The organism is Streptomyces sp. MRC013 (assembly GCF_023614235.1).
Classification (GTDB): domain Bacteria; phylum Actinomycetota; class Actinomycetes; order Streptomycetales; family Streptomycetaceae; genus Streptomyces.
Window position 1 is genome coordinate 3,017,132 of record NZ_CP094264.1, and the last position, 26,144, is coordinate 3,043,275.

Sequence of the window (26,144 nt, forward strand, 5' to 3'; positions counted from 1 at the left end):
CGGCCCGGAGCGGCGGCCGCGGCCGGGCCCCGGCGGTGCTCCGCCGCCCGGCCGCCCGGGTACGCCTCCGTCCACGCGTCCGCCGCCCCGGCTTCCGCGTCTTCCGCGCCTCCCGTCTCCGCCGCCCTCCCACGGCTCCGGCACGGACCCGCATGCCGGTCCGCACCCCGGGAGCGTCCGCCGCCGGGCCGCCCGCGCGGCACCGCGGGCGGGTGCCGCGGACCGCGCGGCCGGGCGGTGGTTCCGGCGGCCGACCGGGGCGCGTGGGGCCTCCGGCAACCGCTTCCCGCGGACGCGCGGAAGGCACCCGGTGCCAGGAAGGACTGGTTCAGGGGTTCGAACTCGCGTGCAGACCTCTTATCCTTCCGGGGAGGAAGACGCAGCTCGAAGCAAGGGTGGTAGGGCAGTGCGCCGTTACAAGGGAACGACCGCGGTGCTGGTCGCACTGGTCATCACAGCGACGTCGTCGGGGTGCGGGCAGGACGCCGCCGACGGGGTCACCCTCAAGCTCGTCGCCGCCGACTACGGCAGCACCGGGGCCAACACGTCGGAGAAGTACTGGGACGACCTCGTCCGCGCGTACGAGAAGGAGACGCCCGGGGTGAAGGTCGAGGTCACCGTCCTGTCCTGGAAGGACGTCGACCGCGAGGTCGCCGAGATGGTCGAACGGGGCGAGGCTCCCGACATGGCCCAGATAGGCGCGTACGCCGACTACGCGCAGGACGGGAAGCTGTACCCGGTCGACAACCTCGTCTCCATACCCACGCAGGCCAACTTCCTGCCCATGCTGCGGCAGGCCGGCGAGGTGGAGCGCGTCCAGTACGGCCTGCCGTTCGGTGCGAGCACCCGGATGCTGTTCTTCAACCGGGAGCTGTTCGCGGAGGCCGGGGCGAAGCCGCCGACCGACTGGACCGAGCTGCACGGGGCCGCGCAGAAGCTGAAGGCGAAGGGCGTGAAGTTCCCCTTCGCGCTGCCGCTCGGCTCCGAGGAGTCCCAGGCCGAGACCATGATGTGGCTGCTCGGCGGGGGCGGCGGCTACCGCGACACGTCCGGGGCGGCGTACCAGATCGACTCGCCCGCGAACATCGACACCATGACGTGGCTGAAGGAGGAGCTGGTCGGCGAGGGCCTCACCGGGCCCGTCGCCCCCGGCGAGCTCGACCGGCAGCAGGCGTTCGACGCGTTCGTGCGCGGCGAGGTCGGCATGCTGAACGGCCACCCGACGCTGATGGAGGCCGCCGAGAAGGCGGGCGTGAAGGTCGGCAAGGTCCCGCTGCCCGGCGTGAACGGAAAGGCGAAGGCGACACTGGGCGTGGCCGACTGGATGATGGCCTTCAAGCAGAACGGCCACCGCAAGGAGATCGGGGACTTCCTCGACTTCGTCTACACCGACAAGAACGTGCTGGAGTTCTCCGACCGGTACGACCTGCTGCCCGTCACCGTCACCGCCAGCCACACCATGGGGACGGATCCCGAGCACGCGGCGCTCCGGCCATTCCTGGAGGAGCTGGAGGGATCGGAGCTGTACCCGGTGGGCGACACGTCCTGGGCGAAGGTCAGCGAGAGCGTGAAGAAGAACATCGGCAGGGCCGTGCGGCCGGACGGGAACCCGAGGGCCGTACTGGAGCAGATCGCGGATGCCGCCAAGGCGGCGGAGGCGTCGGCGGCGGTGCGGTAGGAGGAGGCGCTGACATGACCGAAGACCGTCCCGCACTCGGCGACCGTGAACGCGCGGTCCTCGCCGTGGAGCGGCGCTCCTGGCCGGGGCCGGGGGCGAAGGAGCGGGCGATCCGCGAGCAGCTGGACCTGTCGCCGGTGCGCTACTACCAGCTGCTGAACGCCCTGCTGGACGACGAGCGGGCGCTGGCCCACGACCCCGTCACCGTCAACCGCCTCCGCCGTCTCCGCGCCGCCCGGGACGCCCGCCGCTGAACCGCGCCCGCACCCCGGCGGGCGCGGGTGTGGTGCGGGCGGCCCGTGGATAGGTACGCACACATGTCCAGCAACCGGCTCCCCCGACCCACCACCCCCGCGGGCCGCGACGCCCTGGCCGCGATCCTCGCCCGCCCCTCCTCCGCCGCCGTCGCCGTCGACTTCGACGGCACCCTCGCCCCCATCGTCGCCGACCCCGAACAGGCCCGCGCCCACCCCGGCGCCGTCCCCGCGCTCGCCGCCCTCGCCCCCCGCGTCGCCTCCGTCGCGGTGATCACCGGCCGCCCCGCCGGCACCGCCGTCCGGTACGGCGGCTTCGCCGGGGTTCCCGGCCTCGACCGCCTCGTCGTCCTCGGCCACTACGGCGCCGAACGCTGGGACGCCGCCACCGGCGAGGTGCGCGCCGCCCCCGAGCACCCCGGCCTCGCCCCCGTCCGCGCCGAACTCCCCGGCGTGCTGGAGGGGGCCGGCGCCGGGCCCGGCACCTGGATCGAGGAGAAGGGCCGCGCGGTCGCCGTCCACACCCGTCGCGCCACCGACCCGCAGGCCGCGTTCGACGCCCTGGCCGGCCCGCTCGCCGACCTAGCCGCCCGTCACGGCCTCGTCGTCGAGCCGGGCCGCCTGGTCCTCGAACTGCGTCCCCCGGGCGTGGACAAGGGCCGGGCCCTCCTCGAGCACGTACGGGAGACGGGCGCGGGGGCCGTGGTCTACGCGGGCGACGACCTGGGCGACCTCCCCGCCTTCGCGGCGGTCGAGGAGCTGCGCGCGGACGGCGTACCGGGCCTGCTGGTCTGCAGCGGCAGCGACGAGGTGCGGGCCCTGGCGGCCCGCGCGGACCTCGTCCTCGACGGCCCGGCGGAGGTCGTCGCCTTCCTCGCGGCCCTGGCGGAACACGCCGCCTCGGCGTAGATCGATACCATCGGCGGGTGGTGGACGTCAGGGTGGGGCAGTTACGCAAGAGCCGCGACCGGTTGAGTACGCGTGGCGAGGAGTCGGCAGACCAAGGCGATCTGCCTACGGCCGGGTTGATGTTGTTCTACGCGGCCGAGTGCGGCCTCAAGGCTGAGATCCTCGTCAGTGTGCGGGCACGGGACACCAGCGCCCTCCCCGAGAATCTGCGGAGCCATGACCTCAGATCCTTGGCCAAGGCTCTGGGGCTTTCGCCCGCAGCCGCGCAAGCGGTGCAGCGCTGCCGACGCGTCATGCGCGGTTCGCTGAGCGAGACAGGGCAGCGTCATGAGTGGGTGGGGCCAGCCGAGCTGCACCAGGCATGGCGCTACGGGGCCGATTTGGATCCGGACGACGAGAAGCGCGCGGTCGAGGCCTTGCGACACCTCATCAAAGCCTCCCGGGCATGAACGTGATCGGAGACCAGATGGAAGCGACCTCGCCGCTGCTGCCGGGAAACCTGCTGACGTGGGTAGACGTCGATGAACACTGTGCGGCCCTGGCTGTGATGAATCGATGGCCGAGGTGGTTGAGGGAAGTCAGTGCCTGGTGGGACGGTATCGAGCTCACCGTGGCCTCCAACGTGTCGGACGAGGACGTTCTCGCTTGGCTGGACACGGCCTTCGGCATGGGGTCGGTCGTCGGCGAGCCGGAAGGCCCCGTACTGGTCCTCGACCGGCCCCAGGCCGTGGGCCGCGAAGGCCTGCCCGTACGCATCCTCAGGAGTGAGGACTTCACGCCGGGATTCCGGCCTCCCCGCCTCGTCGAGAGGCGCATCACCGAGGCGCTCAGCTCGCCCCTTCCCCGGCCCGCCGATGACGGCTTCCCAGGTGGCGTCCAGGTGGCGGCCTTCCACTCGTTCAAAGGAGGAGTCGGTCGCACGATCCACGCCGTCGCCTTCGCCGACCTGCTGGCACGGCGCGGACGTCGTGTACTACTCGTGGACGCCGATCTCGAGGCGCCCGGCATCACCTGGATGCACCAGGCGCAAGGCGGGGCCTGCGACATCGCCTACGACGATCTCCTGGCGCTCCTCCACAGCTCCACGGAGGGGGATCGGACGAAGGCGGTGCAAATCGCGACCGGTTATCTGGTCAATCAGGAGACGATCCGGCACAAGAACGACGGACGACTGGTCATTCTGCCCACGAGCAGGCGCACACGTCTCGGCCCCCCGCGTGTCGAACCCACTCAGCTCCTGACACCGGACCGGCCACGGTACTTCCTCACGGAGTCCCTCGCGGAACTGGCCGCCGTCGCCGACCTGGACACGGTGATCATCGATTTGCGCGCGGGCGCGTCCGAGCTGTCCGCACCCATCCTCCTCGACCCACGGGTACAGCGCATCTTCGTCACCACGCTCAGCAGCCAGTCCCTGGAAGGCACCGAGCAGATGATCCGCCAGTTGGGCGACAAGGCCGTGGCGATCACCGGCAGGGACCCCGAACCGGCTGTGGTGGTCACCCAGTTCCGCCAGGACCGGCACGCCACTGAGGTCACCGAGGCGCGCCTGCAGCTCTCGCGGGCACTGGAGGCCATGCGTGCCACATCCGTCGCCGGAGCCGCGGAGTCCACCAGCGCAGGCGACACCCTCGAGGTGGATGCCACGGTCCTCACAGAGCCGATCTTCAGCCCCTTCCACGAAGAACTGCTGGCACTGCCACAAAGCTGGGACGAGGTGGTCGAGGTCGTCCGTCGGCAGGGCATCGGCGAGTTGCTGGCCGAGACGCTGCCGTTGCTCTCGGAAACGGATTCCGTGCCGGGGAGCGTGATGGTGGAAGGCATCGAAGGCCGCCGTTCGGCGTTGCACCGCCGGGCGCAGTCCCTCGTCTTCGCCGAGCGCACAGGCTTGGACAGCGGTCTCGGTTTCCTTTCCACCGACCCGTTGCGACGACTGGTCGGGGACAACAGGACATCACTCCCGGTTACGGTGGTGGTCGGAGCCAAGGGCTCCGGGAAGACCTTCACCTACGCGAGGATGTGCGCGGCGGGGAGTTGGAGGAAGTTCGCGGCGGGGGCCGACGAGCTGGTCCGGATCGACGCACCGATCGTTCCCGTACTCGATCCTGCCAACATGGAGTTCTCCAGTGATGGCAGCAGTCCACAGCGGCTACGCGATCACATTGCGGGCGGTCGCGGCGCGGGAGTGCCGGAGATCAGAAAAGTCCTGTTGGACGCTCTCCAGGATCAGGACGGCCGGGAGGACGTCGTCCACTGGCGACGCGCCTGGCTCCGATGCATGGCCATGTCGCTGACCGGGTCGGCCGTCTCTCACGAGGACCCCGAGAGGGTGCTGCGCGAACGGTCACTCACCCAGCAGGCACTCTTCGTCTTCGACGGTCTGGAGGACTTCTTCCAAGAGCTCGAGGGAGAGGCGAAGAGAGTCGCCCTGCGTGCGCTCTTCATCGAGGTGCCCGATTGGCTGCGAGCCTTCCGGAGCCGCCCGTTCGGCGTGGTGATCTTTGTTCGGAGCGACCTCGTGCGGTTTGCGGTCCGTCAGAATCTCGGTCAGTTCCTCGACCGCTACGACCCATACGCGCTGCGCTGGGACTCCCAGGAAGCCCTGCGTCTCGCGCTCTGGGTCGCGACGACCGCTAAGGCCGTTCCGCAGGCGGACGGTGACCTGATGGACTACTCGTGGGAGCGCCTCGTACAGGCCCTCGTCCCCGTCTGGGGGGTGAAAATGGGGCGCAAGAACTCTCGGGAGGCCAGGTCGGACCGCTGGGTGCCGGCAGCCCTGGGGGACTTCAACGACCAGGTACAGGCCCGAGACGTCGTACGTTTCATCCGGGACGCCGCAGAGTTCTCCCGGAGGGACCAGGACTGGCCCGACCGCCTGCTCACCCCAGGCGCCATGCGTCAGGCTCTTGTGAAGGGAAGCCGGGAGAAACTGGATGAACTGCGCCAGGAGAATCCCGTCGTGGGCACGCTCCTCACCGATGTCGGACGGCATGCGGACGAGGTCGTCATGCCGTTCAATGCAGAGGACGTCGGTCTGGACGCCAACGCCATCGCGAAACTGAAGGAAGCCGGGGCCCTGGACCGGGATTCCGACGGCCTCTATCGACTGCCGGAGATCTACCGGCATGCCCTCGGCTTTCGCACACGGGGACGGGTCAGGGTCATCCGCTCCTGAGTTCCTCGAGCGATGCCGTGCGGAGCGCCTCAGCGGAGGCTGGGGCACTCATGGCACGCGAAACCGGACACCGGGCCTCCGGCAGGTGGGTCCACCACGGGGTCACTTGCCCCGCAGCGCCTCCAGCTGGTCCAGGAACCAGCGCTGGGGCGGGAGGGCCGTCGCCGCGGCGGCCAGGCGGGCGGTGCGGGCCGCGCGGTCGGCCGGGTCCATCGACAGGGCCTCGTGCAGCGCCCGGGCCGTGCCGGTCACGTCGTACGGGTTGACCGTCACCGCGTCGGCGCCCAGCTCCTCGTGGGCGCCCGCCTCGCGGGACAGGACCAGGGCGCAGCCCTCGTCGGAGACGACCGGGACCTCCTTGGCGACCAGGTTCATGCCGTCCCGGACGGGGTTCACCAGCGCCACGTCCGCCAGCCGGTACGCCGCCAGGGAGCGGGCGAAGTCGTCCTTCACGTGGAGCAGGACCGGCGTCCACGTCTCCGTGCCGAACTCGGCGTTGATCTCCTCCGCGACCCGCGAGACCTCCGCCGTGTACCGCCGGTAGACCTCCAGGTCCTGCCGGGACGGGTAGGCGAAGGCGATGTGGACGACCCGTTCGCGCCACTCCGGGCGCGAGGTCAGCAGCTCCCGGTAGGCCAGCAGCCCGCGCACGATGTTCTTCGACAGCTCGGTGCGGTCCACGCGGACGACCGTCTTCCGGCCGGTCCCGCCGATCTGCTCGCGCAGCGCCGCCATCCGCTCCTCGACGTCCGCCTCCCGCGACCGCGCCCGCAGGAAACCGGCGTCCGCGCCCAGCCCGTGCACCCCGATCCCCGTCCGGCCCGTGCCGCCCACCGCGCGGGCGCAGCACGCCGCGAACGCCTCCGCCCAGCGGTGCGTCAGGAAACCGAGCCGGTCCGCGCCCAGCATGCCGTGCAGCAGCTCGCGGGCGATGTCGTCGGGGAGCAGCCCGAAGTAGTCCGGCGGCGCCCAGGGGGTGTGCGAGAAGTGCCCGATGCGCAGGTCCGGCCGCAGCTCGCGCAGCATGCCCGGCGCCAGCGCCAGGTGGTAATCCTGGACCAGGACCGCCGCGCCCGGCGCCGCCTCCTCGGCCAGTGCCCGCGCGAAGGCCCGGTTGTACGCCCGGTACCCCTCCCACCGGCGCCGGAAGGCCGCGTCGAAGACGGGCTCCAGCGGCGTCTGGTACAGCATGTGGTGGACGAACCACAGCACCGAGTTGGCGACGTCGTTGTACGCGGCGGCGTGCGTCCCGTCACCCGCCAGCGCGTCGACGTCCAGCATCCGGACACCCTTTTCGCCGACGCCGCGCCGCACCGCCTCCCGGTCGCCCTCGCCCAGCGCCGCGCACACCCACACCGCGCCCGCCTCGGGCCCGATCGCGGAGAGCCCCGACACCAGCCCCCCGCCGCCGCGCCGCGCCTCCAGCCCGCCGTCCGCCCCGCGCAGCGCGTAACTGACCGGACCGCGATTCGATGCCACCAGGATGTCCGAGACCATGAGCCCAACCTAGCCCGACCGGGAAACGCTCAAACGTGCGGGGATCAGGCCACCCGGCGCCTGTGCAGGTACTCCGCGACCTCCCGCATCGGCGGCCGCTCCTCGGTGTCCACGGGGTGGGTGCGCGGCGTGAAGCCCGCCTCCGTACGGTCGAACTGCGTCAGCCGGGGCCGTACGAGGTGCCCGCGCGACAGCCGCAGTTGGGCGGTCCGGTAGATCGCCGCGGCCATCCGCCCCAGGGCCCGGTCGTCCTGGTGCCGGTGCAGCCGCACGCCCACGTCCACCTGCGCCAGCGCGTCCAGGCCCACCAGGTTCAGCGCGCCCACCAGCAGCCCCAGCTCCACCCCGTACCCCACCGGGAACGGCAGCCGCTCCAGCAGCGTGCGCCGGGCCGCGTACTCCCCGCCCAGCGGCTGGACGAACCCGGCCAGCCGGGGCCAGTGCAGGTTCAGCAGCGGCCGCGCGACCAGCTCCGTCACCCGCCCGCCCTGACCGCCGGCGCCGCCGGCCGTGAACGGGCGGTCGTACATCGCCTTCACGAACTCCACGTCCGGGTCGGTCAGCAGCGGGCCCACGATCCCGGTCACGAAGTCCGCGTCGAACTCCCGCAGGTCCGCGTCGACGAAGCACACCACGTCGCCGTCGGTCGCCAGCAGGGAACGCCACAGCACCTCGCCCTTGCCGGGCAGGGCGGGTATGCGCGGCAGCACGTCGTCGCGCGCCACCACCCGCGCGCCGGCCGCCGCGGCGACCTCCGCCGTGCGGTCCGTCGACCCCGAGTCGACGACGACCAGCTCGTCGACGAGCGGCACCGCCTCCGACATCAGGTCCCGGCGGATCACGGCGACGATCTCGCCGACCGTCGCCTCCTCGTTCAGCGCGGGCAGGACGACGCTCACCGTCGTGCCGCCGGTCAGCTTCGCGGCGAGCAGCCGGTCGATCGGCCGGTCGGCCACGGACCAGGACCGCCGGGCCAGCCAGCGCTCCACCTCTTCCAGCACGCGCGCCACTCCTCAGGTCGTTCCGGGGACGTAGGGGATCCGTCTCGTGGTGCGGACGCCCGTCTCCGACGCCCGCCCCTTCGGCTACAGTCTTGAGCAACGCGCGAGACCGCCGCATGCCGGGGGTCCCCCCGCGCCGACAACCGCATACCGCTCATCCAGAGGGGCAGAGGGACACGGCCCGATGAAGCCCCGGCAACCCTCCAGTCGGTTCTCGCACGTCCACGCGGGGTCCCCGGCTAGGGAAGGTGCCAAATCCGTCTCACGGCGACGTCCGCCGGTGAGGAAGATGAGGAGAAAGGGCCTCGCCACTCATGGCTGTGCAGACCGCCGCCCCCACCACCACCCCCGCCGTCGACCTCGGCCCCGCCGCGGGCCTCTCCTGCCGCGAGTGCGGCGAGCGCTTCCCGCTCGGCCCCGTCTTCGCCTGCGAGCACTGCTTCGGACCCCTGGAAGTCGCGTACGACCTGCCGGACTGCGGCCCCGAGGAGCTGCGCCGGCGGATCGAGGCCGGCCCCGCCAGCATCTGGCGCTACGCCCCGCTGCTCCCCGTCCCCGCCGACGTGGCGGACAGGCCGAACCTCCACCCCGGCTGGACCCGGCTCGTCAAGGCCGACAACCTCGCGCGCGAGCTGGGCGTGACCGGCGGGCTGTACGTCAAGGACGACTCGGGCAACCCCACCCACTCCTTCAAGGACCGGGTCGTCGCCCAGGCCCTGGAGGCGGCCCGCGCCTTCGGCTTCACCACCCTGTCGTGCTCCTCCACCGGCAACCTGGCGGGCGCGGTCGGCGCCGCCGCCGCCCGCGCGGGCCTCCGTTCCTGCGTGTTCATCCCGCACGACCTGGAGCAGGGCAAGGTCGTCATGGCCGCGGTGTACGGCGGCGACCTGGTCGGCATCGAGGGCACGTACGACGACGTCAACCGCTTCTGCTCGGAGCTCATCGGCGACCCCCTCGGCGAGGGCTGGGGCTTCGTCAACGTCAACCTGCGGCCGTACTACGCGGAGGGCTCCAAGACCCTCGCCTACGAGATCTGCGAGCAGCTCGGCTGGCGCCTGCCCGACCAGCTGGTCGTCCCGATCGCGTCCGGCTCCCAGCTGACGAAGATCGACAAGGGGCTGCGGGAGCTGATCGCGCTGGGCCTCGTCGAGGACAGGCCGTACCGGATCTTCGGCGCGCAGGCGCAGGGGTGCTCCCCGGTGTCGGCGGCCTTCAAGGCGGGCCACGACGTGGTACGGCCCCAGAGGCCGGACACGATCGCCAAGTCGCTCGCCATCGGCAACCCGGCCGACGGCCCGTACGTCCTGGACATCGCCCGCCGCACCGGCGGCGCGGTCGAGGACGTGGACGACGAGGGGATCGTCGACGCGATCAGGCTGCTCGCCCGCACGGAGGGCGTCTTCGCCGAGACGGCGGGCGGGGTGACCGTCGGCGTCACGCGCAAGCTGATCGAGAACGGGCTGCTGGACCCGTCCCTCACCACCGTCGTCCTCAACACCGGCGACGGCCTGAAGACCCTGGACGCGGTCGCCCCGACGGCCGGGCCCACCACCACGATCCGCCCGAGCCTGGACGCGTTCCGCGACGCCGGCCTCGCCCACTGAACCCCGGGAGAACACGAACATGAGCGTGAACGTCCGCATCCCCACCATCCTGCGCACCTACACCGGAGGTCGGGCCGAGGTCCCGGCCGAGGGCGCGACCCTCGCGGAGGTCATCGAGTCCCTGGAGAGGAACCATCCCGGCATCGCCGCCCGGGTCCTCGACGACCAGGGCAGACTGCGCCGCTTCGTGAACGTGTACGTCGACGACGACGACGTCCGCTTCGAGAAGGGCCTTGAGACGGCCACCCCGGAGGGCGCGGGCGTCTCGATCATCCCGGCGGTCGCCGGCGGCTGCTGACCCGCCGGCGTCGGGCCGCCCCGCACGGCCCGTACGCCTTCGCGTGCCCCGTGCGCCTTCGTGCGTCCGGGGCGCGCACCGGACGGAACCGTCCCGAGCCCCGGGTCCCGCGAGGACGCCCCGGCCCTCCCGCGGGGGCCGGGGCGTTGCCCTGCCCGCCGTGCCCCCCCGCCCGCTCGTGCCGCCCCCGGACGCGGCGGGGCGGGCCCGGCGAAAGGGACGGTCCGTGCGCCCGGGTCGGGCGGCCGGGAAACGGAGGCGGTAATTCTGGGGATTGAGCGCGGTAGAGTTGGGGAAGTCGGGGCTGCAGCCCATACCGGGAACATATGAGAATGCGCCGGGGCCCGAAAAGAAGCGGCCAAAGTGCCGCCGCTCAATGCGCACTTCGCGGCTTTTGTCCGGCCCGACTTGCCCGGGATCCATACGGTTCCGGCCGCTGTTTCCCTTCGTCGGTATCCGGCTTTTCCGTCCGATCGACCTGTTGCTGAAGGCAGTCCGGCCGATACATTCGCCGCGGTCGACGCGTTCCGGCGCACGCCCACCCCTGTCAGTGAGGTTTTCTCAGCGGTGTTCACTTCCAGATTTCGTTGAGGACGAGGGCGGCTCGGGCGATGTCGCCGATCCGGTTGGGGCTGAGCGTGACGTGCTGCAGGGTGCGCCATCGCTGCTTGAGTTCGGCGGCGGTGCGCTCACCCAGCGCCCTCACGTGCCGTACCAGGGCGTTGAACATGCGGGTGTCGGCGTGGAGTGCCTGTTCCGACTTGCCCTTCGGGCGACGGACGGGGACGCGGATGCCGATACCCGCGCCGGTGTAACCCTTGTCCGCCAGGGTCGGCAGGCCGCTGGCCGCTGCTTTGTACAAGGCGGGCAGGGCGTGGGTGCGGGCGGCGGTGATGTCAGGGGTCGAGCCGGGTTCGACGTCGGAGACCCACAGCGGGGTGCCGTCCGGAGCGGACAGGAACTGGACGTTCCCACCGAATGCCTTGTGCTTCTGGCTGAACCACAGGTCGTTGCCGTTCTCACGGACGCCGGCCACGCGGTCGCAGGGGATGAGCGTCCCGTCGAGGATCACGTGTGTCATGCCGGCGCGTCGGCAGCGGGAGAGGACCTCGTGCAGGTCCGGGGCCTTCTCGGCGAGGACGTCGATGCCTTCGTGCAGGTAGCGGTAGCCGGTGGCCTGGGAGATTGCGGCGTCACGGGCCAGACAGTGCACACACCCCCGCTCGCGAAACCAGCGCAGCACCAGCACGGCCTGGCGGAACGGGCCCAGCGCCCGCGAGCCCTTCGGCGTGCCGATGCGCCGCCGGTGCGCGGCCAGCAAGCGGGACAGATACTCCACGACAGGGCGCGGGACGTCGAGCGTGGCAACATAGGTGACCAACGTAAAGCCTCTGGTTCAGCGGACATGATCTTGGCAGACCTGTTCCTACCAGGGGCTTTACGTCTGTCCAGAGCCGGGGCCGCCTGGCCCGATCCACCCGGACATGCATCGATCAGCCCGCTTCGCGGAGATCATTCCGCTGAGAAAACCTCAGTGGGCGAGGTCTGACCCGGGTCCGCGAAGTGCGGTCCTGTGCAAGGGCCAGTAATAGGGGAGTTAGGCATGGCTCAGGGCACCGTCAAGTGGTTCAACGCGGAGAAGGGGTACGGCTTCATCGCGGTCGACGGTGGTGCGGATGTTTTCGTGCACTACAGCGCGATCCAGATGGACGGCTACCGCACCCTTGAGGAGGGCCAGCGGGTCGAGTTCGAGATCTCGCAGGGTCAGAAGGGTCCGCAGGCGGACATGGTCAAGATCGCCGTCTAGCCACGACGCGTTCCGGCCAACGGTACTGGGCGGAGGGCCCGCACCCCACCGGGGTGCGGGCCCTCCGTGCCTGTGCCGCCCGGCCGGAAAGCCCCCGGACGGGGCCCGCCGCCGCCCCGGAGCGCTTGCACTCTCCTAGGGCGAGTGCTAATGATTGCGTTAGCACTCTCCCAGTGAGAGTGACAACGAAAGGACCTCGTCGGTGAGGCCCGCAGGACGCGTGGGGCAGGGAACCACGCGGCACGCGGGTCGTCCGTCGCGGGCGCCAGCGCGGTCCGGAGCAATCCTTCCCCAAGCTCTCAACTGCGTTCGAGCAGGGGAGACCCCATCAGTCCGGGAGGACCACTTCACATGGCCAAGATCATCGCGTTCGACGAGGAGGCACGGCGCGGTCTCGAGCGCGGGATGAACCAGCTCGCCGACGCCGTCAAGGTCACCCTTGGCCCCAAGGGTCGCAACGTCGTCCTCGAGAAGAAGTGGGGCGCCCCCACGATCACCAACGACGGCGTCTCCATCGCCAAGGAGATCGAGCTCGAGGACCCGTACGAGAAGATCGGCGCCGAGCTGGTCAAGGAAGTCGCCAAGAAGACGGACGACGTCGCCGGTGACGGTACGACCACCGCGACCGTGCTCGCCCAGGCGCTGGTCCGCGAGGGCCTGCGCAACGTCGCCGCCGGCGCCAACCCGATGGCCCTGAAGCGCGGCATCGAGAAGGCCGTCGAGGCCGTCTCCGGCGCGCTGCTGGAGCAGGCGAAGGACGTGGAGACCAAGGAGCAGATCGCCTCCACCGCCTCCATCTCCGCCGCCGACGTCCAGATCGGCGAGCTGATCGCCGAGGCCATGGACAAGGTCGGCAAGGAAGGCGTCATCACCGTCGAGGAGTCCAACACCTTCGGCCTGGAGCTCGAGCTCACCGAGGGCATGCGCTTCGACAAGGGCTACATCTCGGCGTACTTCGCGACCGACATGGAGCGCATGGAGGCCGTCCTCGAGGACCCGTACATCCTCATCGTCAACTCCAAGGTCTCCGCGGTGAAGGACCTCCTCCCGCTGCTGGAGAAGGTCATGCAGTCCGGCAAGCCGCTGCTGATCATCGCCGAGGACGTCGAGGGCGAGGCGCTGTCCACGCTGGTCGTCAACAAGATCCGCGGCACCTTCAAGTCCGTCGCCGTCAAGGCCCCGGGCTTCGGCGACCGCCGCAAGGCCATGCTCGGCGACATCGCCATCCTCACGGGCGGCCAGGTCATCTCCGAGGAGGTCGGCCTCAAGCTGGAGAACGCCGGTCTGGACCTCCTGGGCCGCGCCCGCAAGGTCGTCATCACCAAGGACGAGACGACGATCGTCGACGGTGCCGGTGACAGCGAGCAGGTCCAGGGCCGCGTCAACCAGATCCGCGCCGAGATCGAGAACTCCGACTCGGACTACGACCGCGAGAAGCTCCAGGAGCGCCTGGCGAAGCTGGCCGGCGGCGTGGCCGTCATCAAGGCCGGTGCCGCCACCGAGGTCGAGCTGAAGGAGCGCAAGCACCGCATCGAGGACGCGGTGCGCAACGCCAAGGCCGCCGTCGAGGAGGGCATCGTCGCCGGTGGTGGCGTGGCCCTGCTCCAGGCGTCCAGCGTCTTCGAGAAGCTGGAGCTGGACGGCGACGAGGCCACCGGTGCCGCCGCCGTCAAGGCCGCCCTGGAGGCCCCGCTCAAGCAGATCGCCGTCAACGCCGGCCTCGAGGGCGGCGTCGTGGTGGAGAAGGTCCGCAACCTCACCCCGGGCCACGGCCTGAACGCCGCGACCGGCGAGTACGTCGACCTGGTCGCCGAGGGCATCATCGACCCGGCCAAGGTGACGCGCTCCGCGCTGCAGAACGCCGCGTCGATCGCCGCGCTGTTCCTCACCACCGAGGCCGTCATCGCCGACAAGCCGGAGAAGGCGGCCGCGCCGGCCGGCGGCGGCATGCCGGGCGGTGACATGGACTTCTGATCTCCGGATCGGACCAGTCCAGCGGTACGGACCGAGGGCGGCACCCCCAGCGGGGTGCCGCCCTCGGGCGTGTCCGGCCCCGCCGGGCGCCCGGTCCCTCCGTCCGGGGCGCGGGCGCCCGGCACCGGGCGCCCGCAGGAGGGGGCCGGGCCGGGACCCGCCGGCGGGCGCGGCGCAACCCCGGTTAGTCAGATGGGGTTGTCAGGGCCGCGACTCCACTCGGACCGCCGACTCTTTGACCACGCTGTGTATGGGATACCAATACCCTGCGTGTGGAGGTGCTTGTCATGAAGGAGCGGCTGCGGGCGGCGGAGGAGGCGGTGGCCAGGTTGCGCGGCGAACTGCTCAAGGCCGGTGTGGTCCTGCCGTCGCTGCGGGTGGACCTGGTGACGACGACGAGCGAGGTACCGTACCCGCTGGTGGAGCTGGGGCGGTGCAATCTGGACACGGCGGCCCGGCTGGCGGCGGCACTGGAGGGGGCGAGGAAGTGAACCTCACGGACGGCGGCGGAACCGGCACGGCGGGGGACGGCCCCCGCACCGCGGGCGCGTACGTGGTCGACGTGCGCGACGGGCGGGTGGGCCAGGTCATGGGCCACGTCGGGGGGTACGTGCAGCTGCGGCCGCCCGGCGGCGGCCGGGAGTGGGACTGCCCTCCCGACGCGACGGCCCTCGCCACGCCGGACGTGGTCCTGCGCGCCCGGGTGCGGGAGCTGAACCGGGCGAGCCTGCGCTGACCCCGGGGCCGGTGCCCGCGGGGCGGCGCACGGGTCCGCCACCTCACCACGCGAAGGCTTCGGGGGACGGTCCGGGACCGGGGAAGATCTCGTCCAGGGACGCCAGCAGCTCCTCGCCCAGCTCCAGTTCCAGGGCGCGCAGCGCCGAGTCCAGCTGCTCCCGCGTGCGGGGGCCGACGATCGGGCCGGTGACGCCGGGGCGGGTCAGCAGCCAGGCGAGCGCCGTCTCACCGGGCTTCAGGCCGTGCTCGCCGAGCAGGCCCTCGTACGCCTGGATCCGCTCGCGCGTCCCGGTGTCCTCGAGCGCGTCGGCGGCGCGGCCGCTCGCCCGGCGCCCCGGCACGGCCTCCTTCCCGAGGACGCCGCCGAGCAGTCCTCCGTGCAACGGGGACCAGGGGATGACGCCCAGGCCGTAGTCCTGCGCGGCCGGGATGACCTCCATCTCGGCGCGGCGCTCGGCGAGGTTGTAGAGGCACTGCTCGCTGACCAGGCCCATGCGGCCGTGCCGGGCGGCGGTCTCGTTGGCCTGGGCGATCTTGTAGCCGGGGAAGTTGGACGACCCGGCGTAGAGGATCTTGCCCTGCCGGACCAGGACGTCGATCGCCTGCCAGATCTCCTCGAACGGTGTCGACCGGTCGACGTGGTGGAACTGGTAGACGTCGATGTAGTCCGTCCGCAGCCGCGTGAGGGAGGCGTCGACGGCCCGGCGGATGTTCACCGCGGAGAGCCTGTCGTGGTTGGGCCAGGCCTCACCGTCGCCCGCCATGTTCCCGTACACCTTGGTGGCGAGGACCGTCCTGTCCCGCCGCCCGCCGCCCCGGGCGAACCAGGCGCCGATGATCTCCTCGGTGCGGCCCTTGTCCTCACCCCACCCGTAGACGTTGGCCGTGTCCACGAAGTTCAGACCCGCGTCGAGGGCGGCGTCCATGATGCCGTGGCTGGTCGGTTCGTCCGTCTGCGGGCCGAAGTTCATCGTGCCGAGAACGAGTCGGCTGACCTTGAGCCCGGTGCGTCCGAGCTGTGTGTACCGCATGGGCCACAAGCCAACTGCTTCGAGTCCGCTCCGGGCAAGGACATCGGGCGCGCCGCCGTCGGAAGTCGCCTGAGGGGCGGCGGTACGGCGTGGCCCGGGAGGCGCCCGGGGCCCCGGCGGGGTCCTCGGCACGTCCTCGCCGAGCCGCCGCGCGACGCCGGTCGCCGGCCCCCGCGAGGGGCGGCGCGCGATCCCACGGCGCGTCCCGGCCGTGTCGCTCCGGGGTCCGTCCCCCCGGATCCCGGGCCGTCCCCGCGGGGACTCCGCCCGGCGGGCGGGCGCCGTGGAGCGGCGGCCGGACCGGCTACCGGCCGGACGCCGCCGCCGCCGCGGTGACGGCGAACATCAGGACGAGGACGGCGGCCATGATGCGGTTTCGGGTCTTCGGGTCCACCCTTCGAGGTTAACCGGCGGCCGGGCGCGGTCCGCCCAGGGGCCACGTGGCGACCGTCTCGTAGCGGGGCGCCTCCCCGGGGACACCGGAGACCGGGAGGTTACTGCGGACCAGGGCCAGCTCCGCGACCTCCCAGCGGTCGCCCTCGAAGTGCTCCAGCTCCGCCACGAACGGCCGCAGATCGGTGTCGGCCCGGCTGCGGGCGAGGGTGAGGTGCGCCTGGTACCGGTGGTGCCCGTCCATCGCGACGCCGGCACGCCGGGCCGCCGCGTCGGAGCGCTCGGCGAGCAGCCGCATGTCGTCGAGGCCGCCCGCCGCACCCGCCCACAGGGCGCGGTGGCCGAACCGGCCGCCCCCGCGGACGCGCAGCGGGAACGGCCCCGTGCGGTGGGCGGCGCGGGCGAGCCGCTCCGACAGCTCCGGCAGCAGGGCCTCGTCGACCTCGCCCATGAAGGCCAGCGTGTAGTGCCAGCCGGGGCGGCCCGTCCAGCGCAACCCGTCCGCGCCCGGCATCCTCCGCAACCCCTCGACGAAGAGCGCCAGTTCCTCGACGGCCGCACGGGGCGGCAGCACGGCAGCGAAAAGCCTCATGCGGCGAGTCTGTCACGCCGTCGCGGCGAGGCGGGCGCGCCCTTCACGCCCTTCCCGGGGCACGAAACGCACCTGCGGGTGGCGGCCGCGGCGCCCCGGCCGCAGCTCGACGCGCAGCCGCACGCCGGTCGCCCGGGACAGCAGCGCGCCGATCACCACCGCGGCGACCAGCGACACGACGCCGCCGGTGGCGAAGCCGACGCGTGCGCCGTACGTGTCGGTGACCCAGCCCAGCAGCGGCGCGCCCAGCGGCGTACCGCCGACGAAGACCATCATGTACAGGCTCATCACCCGGCCCCGCATCGCGGGGTCGGTGGCGAGCTGGACGAACGAGTTCGCCGTGACGTTCACGGTCAGGCCGAACATCCCGATCGGGACGAGCAGCAGCGTGAACAGCCAGAAGCCGGGCGCCGCCGCCGCGGCGACCTCCAGCACGCCGAAGACCGCGGCGGCGCCGATCAGCAGCCGCAGCCGGGAGGTGCCGCGCCGGGCCGACAGCAGCGCGCCCACCAGCGAGCCGACCGCCATGAGCGTGTTGAGCAGGCCGTACGTGCCGGGGCCAACGTGGAAGACGTCGTCGGCGAAGGCCGTCAGCCAGATCGGGAAGTTGAACCCGAAGGTGCCGACGAAGCCGACGAGCGCGATCGGCCAGACCAGCTCGGGCCGCCCGGCGACGTACCGCAGGCCCTCGCGGAGCTGGCCCTTGCCGCGCGGGGCGCGTGCGGCCGGATGCAGCTCGGCGGGCCGCATCAGCAGCAGCGCGGCGAGCGGGGCCAGGAACGACAGGCCGTTGACGAGGAACGCCCAGCCGCTGCCGACCGACGCGATCAGCAGGCCCGCGACGGCGGGGCCGACGAGGCGGGCGGACTGGAAGTTGGCCGAGTTCAGACTGACCGCGTTGCGCAGCTGGCCGGGGCCGACCATCTCGGAGACGAACGACTGGCGGGCCGGGTTGTCCACGACGGTGACCATGCCGAGCAGGAACGCGACCAGGTACACGTGCCAGACCTGGACGTGCCCGGACAGGGTGAGTACGGCGAGGCCGATCCCGCACAGGCCGAGGGCGCCCTGGCTGAGGACGAGGAGGCGCCGCTTGGGGTACCGGTCGGCGATCACCCCGCCGTACAGGCCGAACAGCAGCATCGGGAGGAACTGCAGCGCCGTGGTGATGCCGACGGCGGCGGCGGAGCCGGTGAGGCTCAGGACCAGCCAGTCCTGGGTGATGCGGGCCATCCACGTCCCCGTGTTGGAGACGATGGCCCCGGCGAAGAAGAGGCGGTAGTTCCGCACTCTCAGCGAGGCGAAGGTGCCGCCTGCGGCGCGGTGCGGGGCGCGGGGGGTGCGGTTCGGGGGTTGGGGGGTGCGTCCGGGGGCGGAGAGTTCTCCGGTTCCCGTACTCAAAAGGGGTCGCCTCCTCGTCTCGGGTCGTCCTACAGGTGCGCGAGCTTCTCCAGTACGGGGGCGGCGGCGCGCAGCCTGGCCCACTCGTCCTCGTCCAGACCCTCGGCGAGGGAGGCCAGCCAGGCGTTCCGCCGGCGGCGGGACTCCTCCAGCATGGCCTCGGCCCGCTCGGTCTGGCTGACCACCTTCTGGCGGCGGTCGTCCGGATGCGGTTCCAGCCTGACCAGGCCCTTGGCCTCCAGCAGGGCGACGATGCGGGTCATCGACGGCGGCTGCACGTGCTCCTTGCGGGCCAGCTCGCCGGGGGTGGCCGAGCCGCACTGGGCGAGCGTGCCGAGCACCGACATCTCGGTCGGGCTCAGCGACTCGTCGACGCGCTGGTGCTTCAGGCGCCGGGACAGCCGCATGACGGCGGAACGGAGCGCGTTGACGGCGGCCGCGTCGGCGTCGTCGCCGGCTCCGCCGCGGGACAGGTCGGGCATGTTCTTAGCGTAACTCATTACTCTGTCTAACGACTAGTCGGATGGTCGCATGGCGCCCCGCGGTGAGGGACGTCACCCCGTTCCGTCGGCGTGAGGGTCGTGGCCCGCGTATGGGCGAAGTGGGGTGGCCGCCGCGTACCGCCTGGCCGGATGCCGTGCCGACCTGCCGAGATCCGTTGATTCCCGAGCTCGGATCGCGGGTTCCGATCCCCCTCCCCCGCTCCGGGGCCAAGCGCCCAGGCCGGCGACCTGGGGCTTCGTCGCTTTCCAGCTTTTGCGCGGCTTTTGATCAGCTTTTGTGTGGCTTTTACGCGGCCCCGGCTTCGATCGGGAGGGTGCTCCCCGCGTAGGGTGATCAGTCGTACAGGGAGGCACACGCGTACGAACAGCGTGCGGAGCGGGGGCTCGGGATGCGGAACGCCGAGGGGGGACGTCCCGGAGGACGGCCTCACCGGGTCGGCAGACGACGTCGACACGGTGCGGCGCCGTCCGGAACTGCGGACCGGCACCGCGGACGGGGCCATCGACGAGACCGCCGCGTGCGGGGAGGGACCCACCGCCACCGCGTACCGCTCCCTGCGCGCCGGCGTCGCCGGGGAGGCCGTACGCATCCGCCAGGCGACGGTCCTCCCCGAAGCGGCCAGCCGCGCCTCGCGCGACGGCTCCACCGGGCGGGAACCCGACACCCTCGCCCGTGGCCGGCGGATGCGGGACGGGGAAGACGTGTCCGCCGCCGCCCACGCCCTCACCGTGCCCGAACCGGCGCCCGCACGGAACGCCGGCCGGCCGAAGAGCCGCATTCCGAACATGTGAACCACGGGGGATCAGCACCATGCCCGACGAAGACCGGATCACCGTCGACTTCGCCACCCTGCAGCGCCTTTCGGGGGAGCTGGAGGACATCCTCCGCGCCCTCAACGAGAGGCTGGAGCACCTGTACGGGCGCGTCGCCAAGGTCGTACTGACCTGGGAGGGCGAGGCCCGCGAGGCCTTCATCGACGAACTGGACAAGTGGAGTCGCTCCGCCGACGACCTCAAGGCCGCCCAGGCATGGCTCCACGAGGTCGTCGTCAAGGGGCACCTCAACTACGCGGCGGCCAACAGGTCCGTACTCGAGGGCTGGGGAGGCGGCGCCTGATGGCAGGGCCCTCCGCGCCCGCCCAGTCGCCGGGCGGCAACGGCACCATCGACGTCAAGCCCAGCGACCTGTGGTCGGTCTCCGGGCGGGTCGCCGCGCAGCAGGACTTCCTGATACGGACCGCCAACAAGCTCATGGAGGAGCTCGGCAAGTACCCCGACGCCGGGGGCGCCGGCACCGAGGCGCAGAGGTTCGCCCAGGCGTACAAGAAGACCGGTGACCGCTGGCTGGAGGTCCTGGGGCGGTCCGTGCTCAGCGTCGGCGGCGCCGCGGTCGGGTTCACCGAGACGGCCAACGCCTACACCAGGGCCGACGCGGCCGCCCACCCCAAGCCGGGGAAGACGGCCGAGCAGCGCCCGCGGCCCGCGGTCGTCGACAAGGCCCCCGACTTCGGCCCCATGCCCCTCATCAAGTGGGGCGACGACGACGGCGGCGACGACTTCGAGCGGCGCGCCATGGAGGGCATCCCCGAGATCGTCCGGGACGTCCTCCAGCCCCTGTGCAGGAACGTGCTCCGGATCGGGCGGGTCGCGGACGTCTTCCCGTACCCCCAGCAGCACTACCTCAACTCCCTGCACCACAGCTGGATGAACACCGCCATCGCCGTGACGACGGGCGCGGACCAGCTCACCCAGGCCGTCGGCGCGATCACCAACCCGCAGCAGGCGGAGTGGGAAGCCGCCATGAGGACGTTCTGCAGCGCGCTGTGGGGTGCGACCGCCTGGGGCCAGTCGCGGCACGGCAAGCAGTGGGCGCAGACGGCCAACTCCGGGCCGGGCACGCCCCGCACCCCCACTGACAGCCAGCCGGTCCTAGCCGTACTGAAGGACACGGCCGACGACATCGCCACCATCCTGCGCGAGTACGCCGAGGCGGCCGTCGACCTGAACCGCGACGTCATCGACGAGGTCCACCGCGCCATGCTGGTGGCCGCCAAGGAGATCCTCGACGACCTCGCCAGACCTTCGAGCCCCACGAGCCTCCTCACCGGCGCCACCTCCGTCATCGGCAAGGGCGTGGGCCTGATCCTCTCGTTCGACGTCAAGACCGTCCTCAACATCAACACGGCGAAGCTCAACCGGATCGTGGACACGTACACCGGCATCCTCGACGGGCTGACCACCCGCATGGAGGCGCTGAAGGCACCGCTGGACGAGGCGTACCTGAGCGCCCCCAAGTTCGAGGCCGGCGTCGCCCGCGCCCGGGGCTTCGGCATGCGCGCCCTGGAGGAGTTCAAGGAGTCGCAGGTCTGGCTGAAGGTGGACTCCACCGGGAAGTACGACCTCAACCTCGCCGCCAACGAATACTTCGAGCACGGCCACACCCTGGATCGACACGTCGGCAAGACGGACGAGCAACTGGCGCAGCGCCTGCGCGACCAGCAGACGGCCGGGCCGACCCAGGCCTGGCCGTACGGCAAGCCGAAGCCCGGTGCCGCTTCGGCCTTCCCGAACTACCAGCGGGCCGAGGAACTGACCGAGTACAACCTCAACCAGAACAAGGCCGCCATCGAGGCGTGGATCAAGGGCCCGCCGCCGCCGGGGGACGGACAGGTCAAGGACTTTCACTCGACCGCGCCCCACGGCGAGACGAGCGGCCGCAGTGTGTTCAAACAGCCGGTGGACCCGAACGACCCGACGTCCGGGTACAAACAGGGCGGGATGGGCGCCAAGGCATACGACGTGAACGGCATCGACACGCGCATCCGGTACGACAGCAGCCGCACCCCGCCGTTCACCGTCATGACGTCGATGCCCTCGAAGTCCTAACGCCCCGAGGAAGGCCAGCACCACATGTCCGTCGACCAGACGTCCTGGGAAGCCGCTGTACGCCACCTGTTCGAGGACGCGTATCCGTTCGACGCCACGGGTCCGCGCCGTCACGAGGACTGGGTCCTCGACGTCCTCGCGCTGATGGCGCGGGCCGTGCCGGACCCGCGGGGCTGGGCCGGTCTCGACGACCCGGCGCAGGCCCCGGAACGCGAGTGGAATCCCTCGTACCCGTTCGCCGTCCATCCCCCGGAGTACATCGCGCGGCGTCTCACCGAGATCGACCGGGCCAGCGCCGAGAACCTGCTGCTGGCCCTCACGGACGACTGCTGCACTCTGTCCAACCTGCGGCGCTTCACGGAGAGCGAGGAGGAATTGCGGGCGATGGCCCGCACGGTCCTCGCGCGGTACGGAGACGCGGCCACCTACCACACCAACGTCAGCAGGCCCGGCCCCGTGCCCGGCACACTCGACTTCACAACATCGCACTGGGGGTACAACCCGCTGAGCGACGTCTACTCGGAGGACTGCGGCCTGGTCGTCGTCTCCGACACCGAGGTGGGCATGTTCTGGAACTTCTCCGACTACTGACCCAGCCGCCGACCAGGTGATTTGAGAGGATGCCCCGTGCTGACCCGTTCCGCTTCCTACCCCGACCGGGAGACCGCCCGGTGGGCGACCCAGCAGGTGGTGACCGCCAACGAGCAGGCCATCCACCGCTGGCTGGCCCAGGGCACCCGGCCCCGGCTCACCATCGAGGCCGCCTGGCCGTCGCGGGAGGAGCCCGTGGGGCGGGTGCAGCTGGAGGGGGGACCTGCTGGCCGGGCGCGGACCGGTCGATGTCCGGGCGGCGCGCGTGGTGCTGCGCCGGGAGGCGTCCAGCCCGTACGGCTTCGTCGTCCACGCGACCTTTCCGTTCTACCTGTAGGGGCGTACGCCGATGTCCATGAAGCCGCTCGAACACGACCGCCGGTACGGTGAGCTGGACCAGGTGATGCGCGCGTACCTGGGGCAGCCGGCCGACGACACCCCGGAGCGGCGCAGCCGCGCTCTGGACGCGTACCTCCGGCACACCTGGCACACGCGCCCCTCCGCCATCGCGGAGGCGGAGCGCCAGCTGCGTGAGTACAGCCGCAATCCTCCGGGCCGCATCCGGCAGGAGCTGGGCGAGTTCTACGCGATCCCGGACGTCGGGCTTCCCCAGTCGGGCATCGGCGACTGGCTGACGGTCCTGGCCGACCACCTGAAGGAAAGCATCGAGGAGGGCGACGTCCCGGAACCGTCGTCCCCGCAGACGCACTGGGAGTGGCACGCGCGCTTCCCGGAGACCGCGCAACTGCTCGGCGGCTGGTTCTCGCAGGACGTCGTCGACGAGTTCCCCGACCACGACGCCGCCCTCGCCGACTACGCCGCCACCACCCATCCCCAGCTGGTCGCCCGCCTCGTCGGCGAGCTCCACGAGCTGCTCGCCCTCCCCCTGGACGAAGGCGACTACGCCTTGGCCGCCGCCGAACTCGGCATGGAGGTCGGCCCGCCCGCGCCGTTCTCCTACGGCGCCTGGTTCCAGTCGGCGGCGACGACGCTGTCCGGTGTCTGATCCGGACTTGGTGGCCGGTCCTCGCTCGTCCCGGACGGAGTCGCGGAACCCGGAAGGCCGACCGTGGGTCGTGGAGGGTTGCCTCACTCGTGCCCCGGCCGCACTGCTTCACCGCGGAGGGCAGCGGTCGACACGAGTTTCCAAGGCCGCTTGCCGGCTCTCGCGGAGCCGCCGGACTCAGTAGTCGGAGATCCGGCTGCGCGACGGGGCGGAAGCGTCCGAGTGCGGCGTGGAGAGGTCACGCGCTTCGGCGGCCACGTCCACATCGGCCTGGACCTGACGGAGCTGCTCCATGACGTCCAGGTCCTGCGCTGAGAAGCCGTCCCGGCTCAGGCGTACGGCCTGCTCCAGCCGTTGCAGGACCAGCCGGATGCGTACGGCGTCCTCCGCGGCGCCCCGGTGCAGCGACCGGTAGGCCTCGGCCGCCGGTCCGCGCCAGCCGGCCTCGATGCCGTCGACGATCGCGTCCATGCGTTTGACCTGCCGGTCCAGGTAGACCTGCGTCTCGTCCAGGTCATCGGCGAGCGCGGTGAGCTTGTCACGTTGCGCTTTGAGCCTGGGCTGGTCCATGCGTCCCCCGGTGTGCATCCGTCGTGGCGGCCTCGGCGAAGGCGACTGGGCAACCCTAACGAACGCCCGGGACGAGGGCTCTTGCCGGTCCGGAGTGTCAGTACGCCTCGAACCGCCGGAGGCAGGCGGCGCCGGGAGGGTACCGGTCGAGCAGGGTGCGGGCGGTCCCGCGGTGAAGGGTACGGGGCCCCGAGCGCCGGGTTCGCCGCGATCTCCTGGTCCACCCACCGCAGTGTCGGCCGGCCGCGCGGGTCCCGGACGGCGCGGGCCGCGGCCGCGAGTGCACCGGTACGCCGCTCCTCGTGGCCGCGCCGGCCCGTGGCCACGGCGGGCCCTGTACCGGAGGCCGCCGGGTGGCGGGAGGGCGGATCACCCGTAGGGGTGATAATCCGACGAAAAGAGGCGCGGGTGCGGAGCGGGTACCCGGACGCTGGGCGGCATGGGATCGACAGTGCTGAGCCTGCGCATGGACGGGGAGCTGCTCGACCGGCTCCGGCAGCACGCCGCGAGAAGCGGGACGAGCGTCCAGGACTACGTCGTCCGGACGCTCGTCCGCGAGGACTTCGACGAGCGGTTCAGGGCGGCCGTCTCCGAGACGGAGAAGTTCTACGGCGCCACCTGAGTTCCCGGCGCCCGGCCGGCGCGCCCCGGCCCCGACCGCCTGCCGGGGCCGGGGCCGCCCGGCGGGGACGCGGGAAAGGGCTACGTCAGGCCGAGCGCCGGCATGGCGTAGTAGAAGACGAACACCGCCGACACCGCGTACATCGGGACCGGCACCTCGCGGCCGCGGCCCGCGGCCAGGCGCAGGACGCTGAAGGCGATGCAGCCGATGCCGATGCCGTTGGTGATCGAGTACGTGAACGGCATCATCACCATCGCGAGGAAGGCCGGCACGGCGATGGTGAAGTCGTCCCAGTCGATGTCCCTGACCGACCCGGCGAGGATCAGGAACCCGACCGCGACCAGGGCGGGGGTCGCCGCCTGCGACGGGACCATCGTGGCGAGCGGCGTGAGGAACAGCGCCACGGCGAACAGACCGCCGGTCACCACCGAGGCGAGGCCCGTGCGGGCGCCCTCGCCGACGCCGGCGGTCGACTCGACGTAGCAGGTGGTCGCGGACGACGAGGTCGCGCCGCCCGCGGCGACGGCGAGGCCGTCCACCAGGAGGACCTTGTTGATGCCGGGGAAGTAGCCGTCCTCGTCCGTGAGCTTCGCCTCGTCGCCGACGCCCAGGATCGTGCCCATGGCGTCGAAGAAGCAGGACAGCAGGACGGTGAAGACGAAGAGGGAGCCGGTGAGCAGCCCGACCTTCTCGAAGCCGCCGAACAGGCTGACCTGCCCGAGCAGCCCGAAGTCCGGGGTGGAGAGGGGGTTGCCCGGCCAGGTGGGGGCGGTCAGACCCCAGGACGGGACCTCGGCGACGGCGTTCAGGATCATCGCGACGACGGTCATGACGACGATCGAGATCAGGATGGCGCCCGGCACCCTGCGGATGAGCAGGGTCAGGGTGAGGAGCGTGCCGAGGGCGAAGACCAGGACCGGCCAGCCGCCGAGGTGGCCGTCGGCGCCGAGCTGGATCGGGACGGTGGTGTGGGCGGCGTCCGGGATGCGGGAGACGAACCCGGAGTCGACCAGGCCGATCAGCAGGATGAACAGGCCGATGCCGATCGCGATGCCCTTGCGCAGGCCCGTCGGGACGGCGTTCATGACGCGTTCGCGCAGGCCGGTCGCGACGAGGAGCATCACGACGACGCCGGCGAGGACCACCATGCCCATCGCGTCCGCCCACGCCATGCGGGGCGCGAGCTGGAGGGCGACGATCGTGTTGACGCCCAGGCCGGCGGCGAGGGCGATCGGGACGTTGCCGACGACGCCCATGAGGAGCGTGGCGAACGCCGCGCTCAGCACGGTCGCCGTGACCAGTTCGCCGCCGTCCAGCCGGTGTCCGTACACGTCCTCGGCGCTGCCGAGGATGATCGGGTTCAGCACGATGATGTAGGCCATCGCGAAGAACGTCGCGAAGCCGCCGCGTATCTCGCGGCCGACGGTGGAGCCACGCTCCGAGATCTTGAAGAACCGGTCCAGGACGTTGCCGGGGCCGGCCGGCTGCCGTCCGGACGCGGCCGGGGGAGCGGTGACCGTGGAGGGCATGCGGAACCTCGTGGTGCGGGGGCGGTGGGGGCGGCGTCGGCCGCGCGGAACCCGGTTCGTCTGTTCGTACGAGGGGAACAGGCCA

Annotated in this window: 26 protein-coding genes, 1 pseudogene and 1 riboswitch; of the genes and pseudogenes, 18 read left to right on the top strand and 9 right to left on the bottom strand. The window is 71.7% G+C overall.

Annotated features, from left to right (window positions below):
- The first annotated feature begins 433 nt into the window (after positions 1-433).
- From LUW75_RS13895 to LUW75_RS13915, 5 genes are all read left to right on the top strand, one after another.
- Positions 434-1,678, top strand: a complete 1,245-nt coding sequence (locus tag LUW75_RS13895) for an extracellular solute-binding protein (RefSeq protein ID WP_250335884.1) — start codon at positions 434-436, stop codon at positions 1,676-1,678.
- A gap of 14 nt (positions 1,679-1,692) precedes the next feature.
- Positions 1,693-1,932 (top strand): DUF3263 domain-containing protein, encoded by a 240-nt coding sequence (locus tag LUW75_RS13900; RefSeq protein WP_250335885.1) that lies wholly within the window; start codon positions 1,693-1,695, stop codon positions 1,930-1,932.
- 63 nt (positions 1,933-1,995) lie between these two features.
- The gene (gene otsB / locus LUW75_RS13905) at positions 1,996-2,841 is read left to right on the top strand and encodes a trehalose-phosphatase (protein WP_250335886.1); all 846 of its coding nucleotides are present in this window, start codon (positions 1,996-1,998) and stop codon (positions 2,839-2,841) included.
- Positions 2,842-2,858: 17 nt separating this feature from the next.
- Positions 2,859-3,290, top strand: coding sequence for a hypothetical protein (locus tag LUW75_RS13910; protein WP_250335887.1), 432 nt, complete (start codon positions 2,859-2,861; stop codon positions 3,288-3,290).
- Positions 3,287-6,016 carry a KGGVGR-motif variant AAA ATPase gene (locus tag LUW75_RS13915; RefSeq protein WP_250335888.1) on the top strand — a complete coding sequence of 910 codons (2,730 nt, stop codon included), beginning with the start codon at positions 3,287-3,289 and terminating at the stop codon, positions 6,014-6,016. Before LUW75_RS13910 ends, LUW75_RS13915 begins: the two co-directional genes overlap by 4 nt.
- A gap of 102 nt (positions 6,017-6,118) precedes the next feature.
- On the opposite strand, the gene LUW75_RS13920 is transcribed toward LUW75_RS13915, so the two are convergent.
- Both LUW75_RS13920 and LUW75_RS13925 read right to left on the bottom strand, forming a co-directional pair.
- Positions 6,119-7,513 (bottom strand): alpha,alpha-trehalose-phosphate synthase (UDP-forming), encoded by a 1,395-nt coding sequence (locus tag LUW75_RS13920; protein ID WP_250335889.1) that lies wholly within the window; start codon positions 7,511-7,513, stop codon positions 6,119-6,121.
- A gap of 44 nt (positions 7,514-7,557) precedes the next feature.
- Positions 7,558-8,514, bottom strand: a complete 957-nt coding sequence (locus LUW75_RS13925; RefSeq protein WP_250335890.1) for a glucosyl-3-phosphoglycerate synthase — start codon at positions 8,512-8,514, stop codon at positions 7,558-7,560.
- A 151-nt stretch (positions 8,515-8,665) separates the two neighbouring features.
- Positions 8,666-8,810: riboswitch (SAM riboswitch) on the top strand.
- 18 nt (positions 8,811-8,828) lie between these two features.
- On the opposite strand from LUW75_RS13925, the gene thrC reads away from it, so the two are divergent.
- Both thrC and LUW75_RS13935 read left to right on the top strand, forming a co-directional pair.
- Positions 8,829-10,118, top strand: coding sequence for a threonine synthase (gene thrC, locus LUW75_RS13930; protein WP_250335891.1), 1,290 nt, complete (start codon positions 8,829-8,831; stop codon positions 10,116-10,118).
- A 19-nt stretch (positions 10,119-10,137) separates the two neighbouring features.
- Positions 10,138-10,416, top strand: coding sequence for a MoaD/ThiS family protein (locus LUW75_RS13935; RefSeq protein WP_250335892.1), 279 nt, complete (start codon positions 10,138-10,140; stop codon positions 10,414-10,416).
- A 571-nt stretch (positions 10,417-10,987) separates the two neighbouring features.
- On the opposite strand, the gene LUW75_RS13940 is transcribed toward LUW75_RS13935, so the two are convergent.
- Positions 10,988-11,797: a transposase family protein gene (locus tag LUW75_RS13940; protein ID WP_250333783.1), complete on the bottom strand. Its 810-nt coding sequence runs from the start codon at positions 11,795-11,797 to the stop codon at positions 10,988-10,990.
- 222 nt (positions 11,798-12,019) lie between these two features.
- Here LUW75_RS13940 and LUW75_RS13945 point away from each other — a divergent pair, with 222 nt between their 5' ends.
- From LUW75_RS13945 to LUW75_RS13960, 4 genes are all read left to right on the top strand, one after another.
- On the top strand, positions 12,020-12,223 hold the full coding sequence (locus LUW75_RS13945) for a cold-shock protein (protein ID WP_010474007.1): 204 nt from the start codon (positions 12,020-12,022) through the stop codon (positions 12,221-12,223).
- Between the two features lie 351 nt (positions 12,224-12,574).
- Positions 12,575-14,197 (top strand): chaperonin GroEL, encoded by a 1,623-nt coding sequence (gene groL, locus LUW75_RS13950; protein ID WP_250335893.1) that lies wholly within the window; start codon positions 12,575-12,577, stop codon positions 14,195-14,197.
- A gap of 287 nt (positions 14,198-14,484) precedes the next feature.
- Complete coding sequence (locus LUW75_RS13955; protein ID WP_250337663.1) at positions 14,485-14,688, top strand: hypothetical protein; 204 nt, start codon at positions 14,485-14,487, stop codon at positions 14,686-14,688.
- The gene (locus tag LUW75_RS13960) at positions 14,685-14,933 is read left to right on the top strand and encodes a hypothetical protein (protein ID WP_250335894.1); all 249 of its coding nucleotides are present in this window, start codon (positions 14,685-14,687) and stop codon (positions 14,931-14,933) included. Before LUW75_RS13955 ends, LUW75_RS13960 begins: the two co-directional genes overlap by 4 nt.
- A gap of 43 nt (positions 14,934-14,976) precedes the next feature.
- Here the strand turns inward: LUW75_RS13960 and LUW75_RS13965 are convergent, their stop codons facing one another.
- The 4 genes from LUW75_RS13965 to LUW75_RS13980 form a co-directional block, all read right to left on the bottom strand.
- Positions 14,977-15,966, bottom strand: a complete 990-nt coding sequence (locus tag LUW75_RS13965; protein WP_250335895.1) for an aldo/keto reductase — start codon at positions 15,964-15,966, stop codon at positions 14,977-14,979.
- 403 nt (positions 15,967-16,369) lie between these two features.
- On the bottom strand, positions 16,370-16,951 hold the full coding sequence (gene thpR, locus LUW75_RS13970) for an RNA 2',3'-cyclic phosphodiesterase (protein WP_250335896.1): 582 nt from the start codon (positions 16,949-16,951) through the stop codon (positions 16,370-16,372).
- A gap of 12 nt (positions 16,952-16,963) precedes the next feature.
- Complete coding sequence (locus LUW75_RS13975; RefSeq protein ID WP_284453834.1) at positions 16,964-18,352, bottom strand: MFS transporter; 1,389 nt, start codon at positions 18,350-18,352, stop codon at positions 16,964-16,966.
- 29 nt (positions 18,353-18,381) lie between these two features.
- Positions 18,382-18,834, bottom strand: coding sequence for a MarR family winged helix-turn-helix transcriptional regulator (locus tag LUW75_RS13980; protein ID WP_250335897.1), 453 nt, complete (start codon positions 18,832-18,834; stop codon positions 18,382-18,384).
- Positions 18,835-19,311: 477 nt separating this feature from the next.
- On the opposite strand from LUW75_RS13980, the gene LUW75_RS13985 reads away from it, so the two are divergent.
- From LUW75_RS13985 to LUW75_RS14010, 6 genes and pseudogenes are all read left to right on the top strand, one after another.
- Positions 19,312-19,647, top strand: a complete 336-nt coding sequence (locus LUW75_RS13985) for a WXG100 family type VII secretion target (protein WP_250335898.1) — start codon at positions 19,312-19,314, stop codon at positions 19,645-19,647.
- 19 nt (positions 19,648-19,666) lie between these two features.
- On the top strand, positions 19,667-19,972 hold the full coding sequence (locus LUW75_RS13990) for a WXG100 family type VII secretion target (protein WP_250335899.1): 306 nt from the start codon (positions 19,667-19,669) through the stop codon (positions 19,970-19,972).
- Positions 19,972-21,741, top strand: coding sequence for an RNase A-like domain-containing protein (locus tag LUW75_RS13995; RefSeq protein WP_250335900.1), 1,770 nt, complete (start codon positions 19,972-19,974; stop codon positions 21,739-21,741). The genes LUW75_RS13990 and LUW75_RS13995 overlap by 1 nt, the downstream gene beginning before the upstream one ends.
- A gap of 24 nt (positions 21,742-21,765) precedes the next feature.
- Positions 21,766-22,332: a hypothetical protein gene (locus tag LUW75_RS14000; RefSeq protein ID WP_250335901.1), complete on the top strand. Its 567-nt coding sequence runs from the start codon at positions 21,766-21,768 to the stop codon at positions 22,330-22,332.
- Positions 22,333-22,368: 36 nt separating this feature from the next.
- Positions 22,369-22,669 (top strand): annotated as a pseudogene (locus tag LUW75_RS14005) (RNase A-like domain-containing protein).
- A gap of 12 nt (positions 22,670-22,681) precedes the next feature.
- Positions 22,682-23,338: a contact-dependent growth inhibition system immunity protein gene (locus tag LUW75_RS14010; protein ID WP_250335902.1), complete on the top strand. Its 657-nt coding sequence runs from the start codon at positions 22,682-22,684 to the stop codon at positions 23,336-23,338.
- Positions 23,339-23,515: 177 nt separating this feature from the next.
- Here the strand turns inward: LUW75_RS14010 and LUW75_RS14015 are convergent, their stop codons facing one another.
- Entirely contained in the window at positions 23,516-23,908 is a 393-nt protein-coding gene (locus LUW75_RS14015) for a WXG100 family type VII secretion target (protein ID WP_250335903.1), read from the bottom strand.
- Positions 23,909-24,347: 439 nt separating this feature from the next.
- Here LUW75_RS14015 and LUW75_RS14020 point away from each other — a divergent pair, with 439 nt between their 5' ends.
- Positions 24,348-24,530, top strand: coding sequence for a ribbon-helix-helix protein, CopG family (locus tag LUW75_RS14020; protein ID WP_250335904.1), 183 nt, complete (start codon positions 24,348-24,350; stop codon positions 24,528-24,530).
- 80 nt (positions 24,531-24,610) lie between these two features.
- Here the strand turns inward: LUW75_RS14020 and LUW75_RS14025 are convergent, their stop codons facing one another.
- A complete protein-coding gene (locus tag LUW75_RS14025) occupies positions 24,611-26,059 on the bottom strand; it encodes an NCS2 family permease (protein WP_250335905.1) in 1,449 nt (482 codons plus the stop codon).
- Positions 26,060-26,144: the final 85 nt, after the last annotated feature.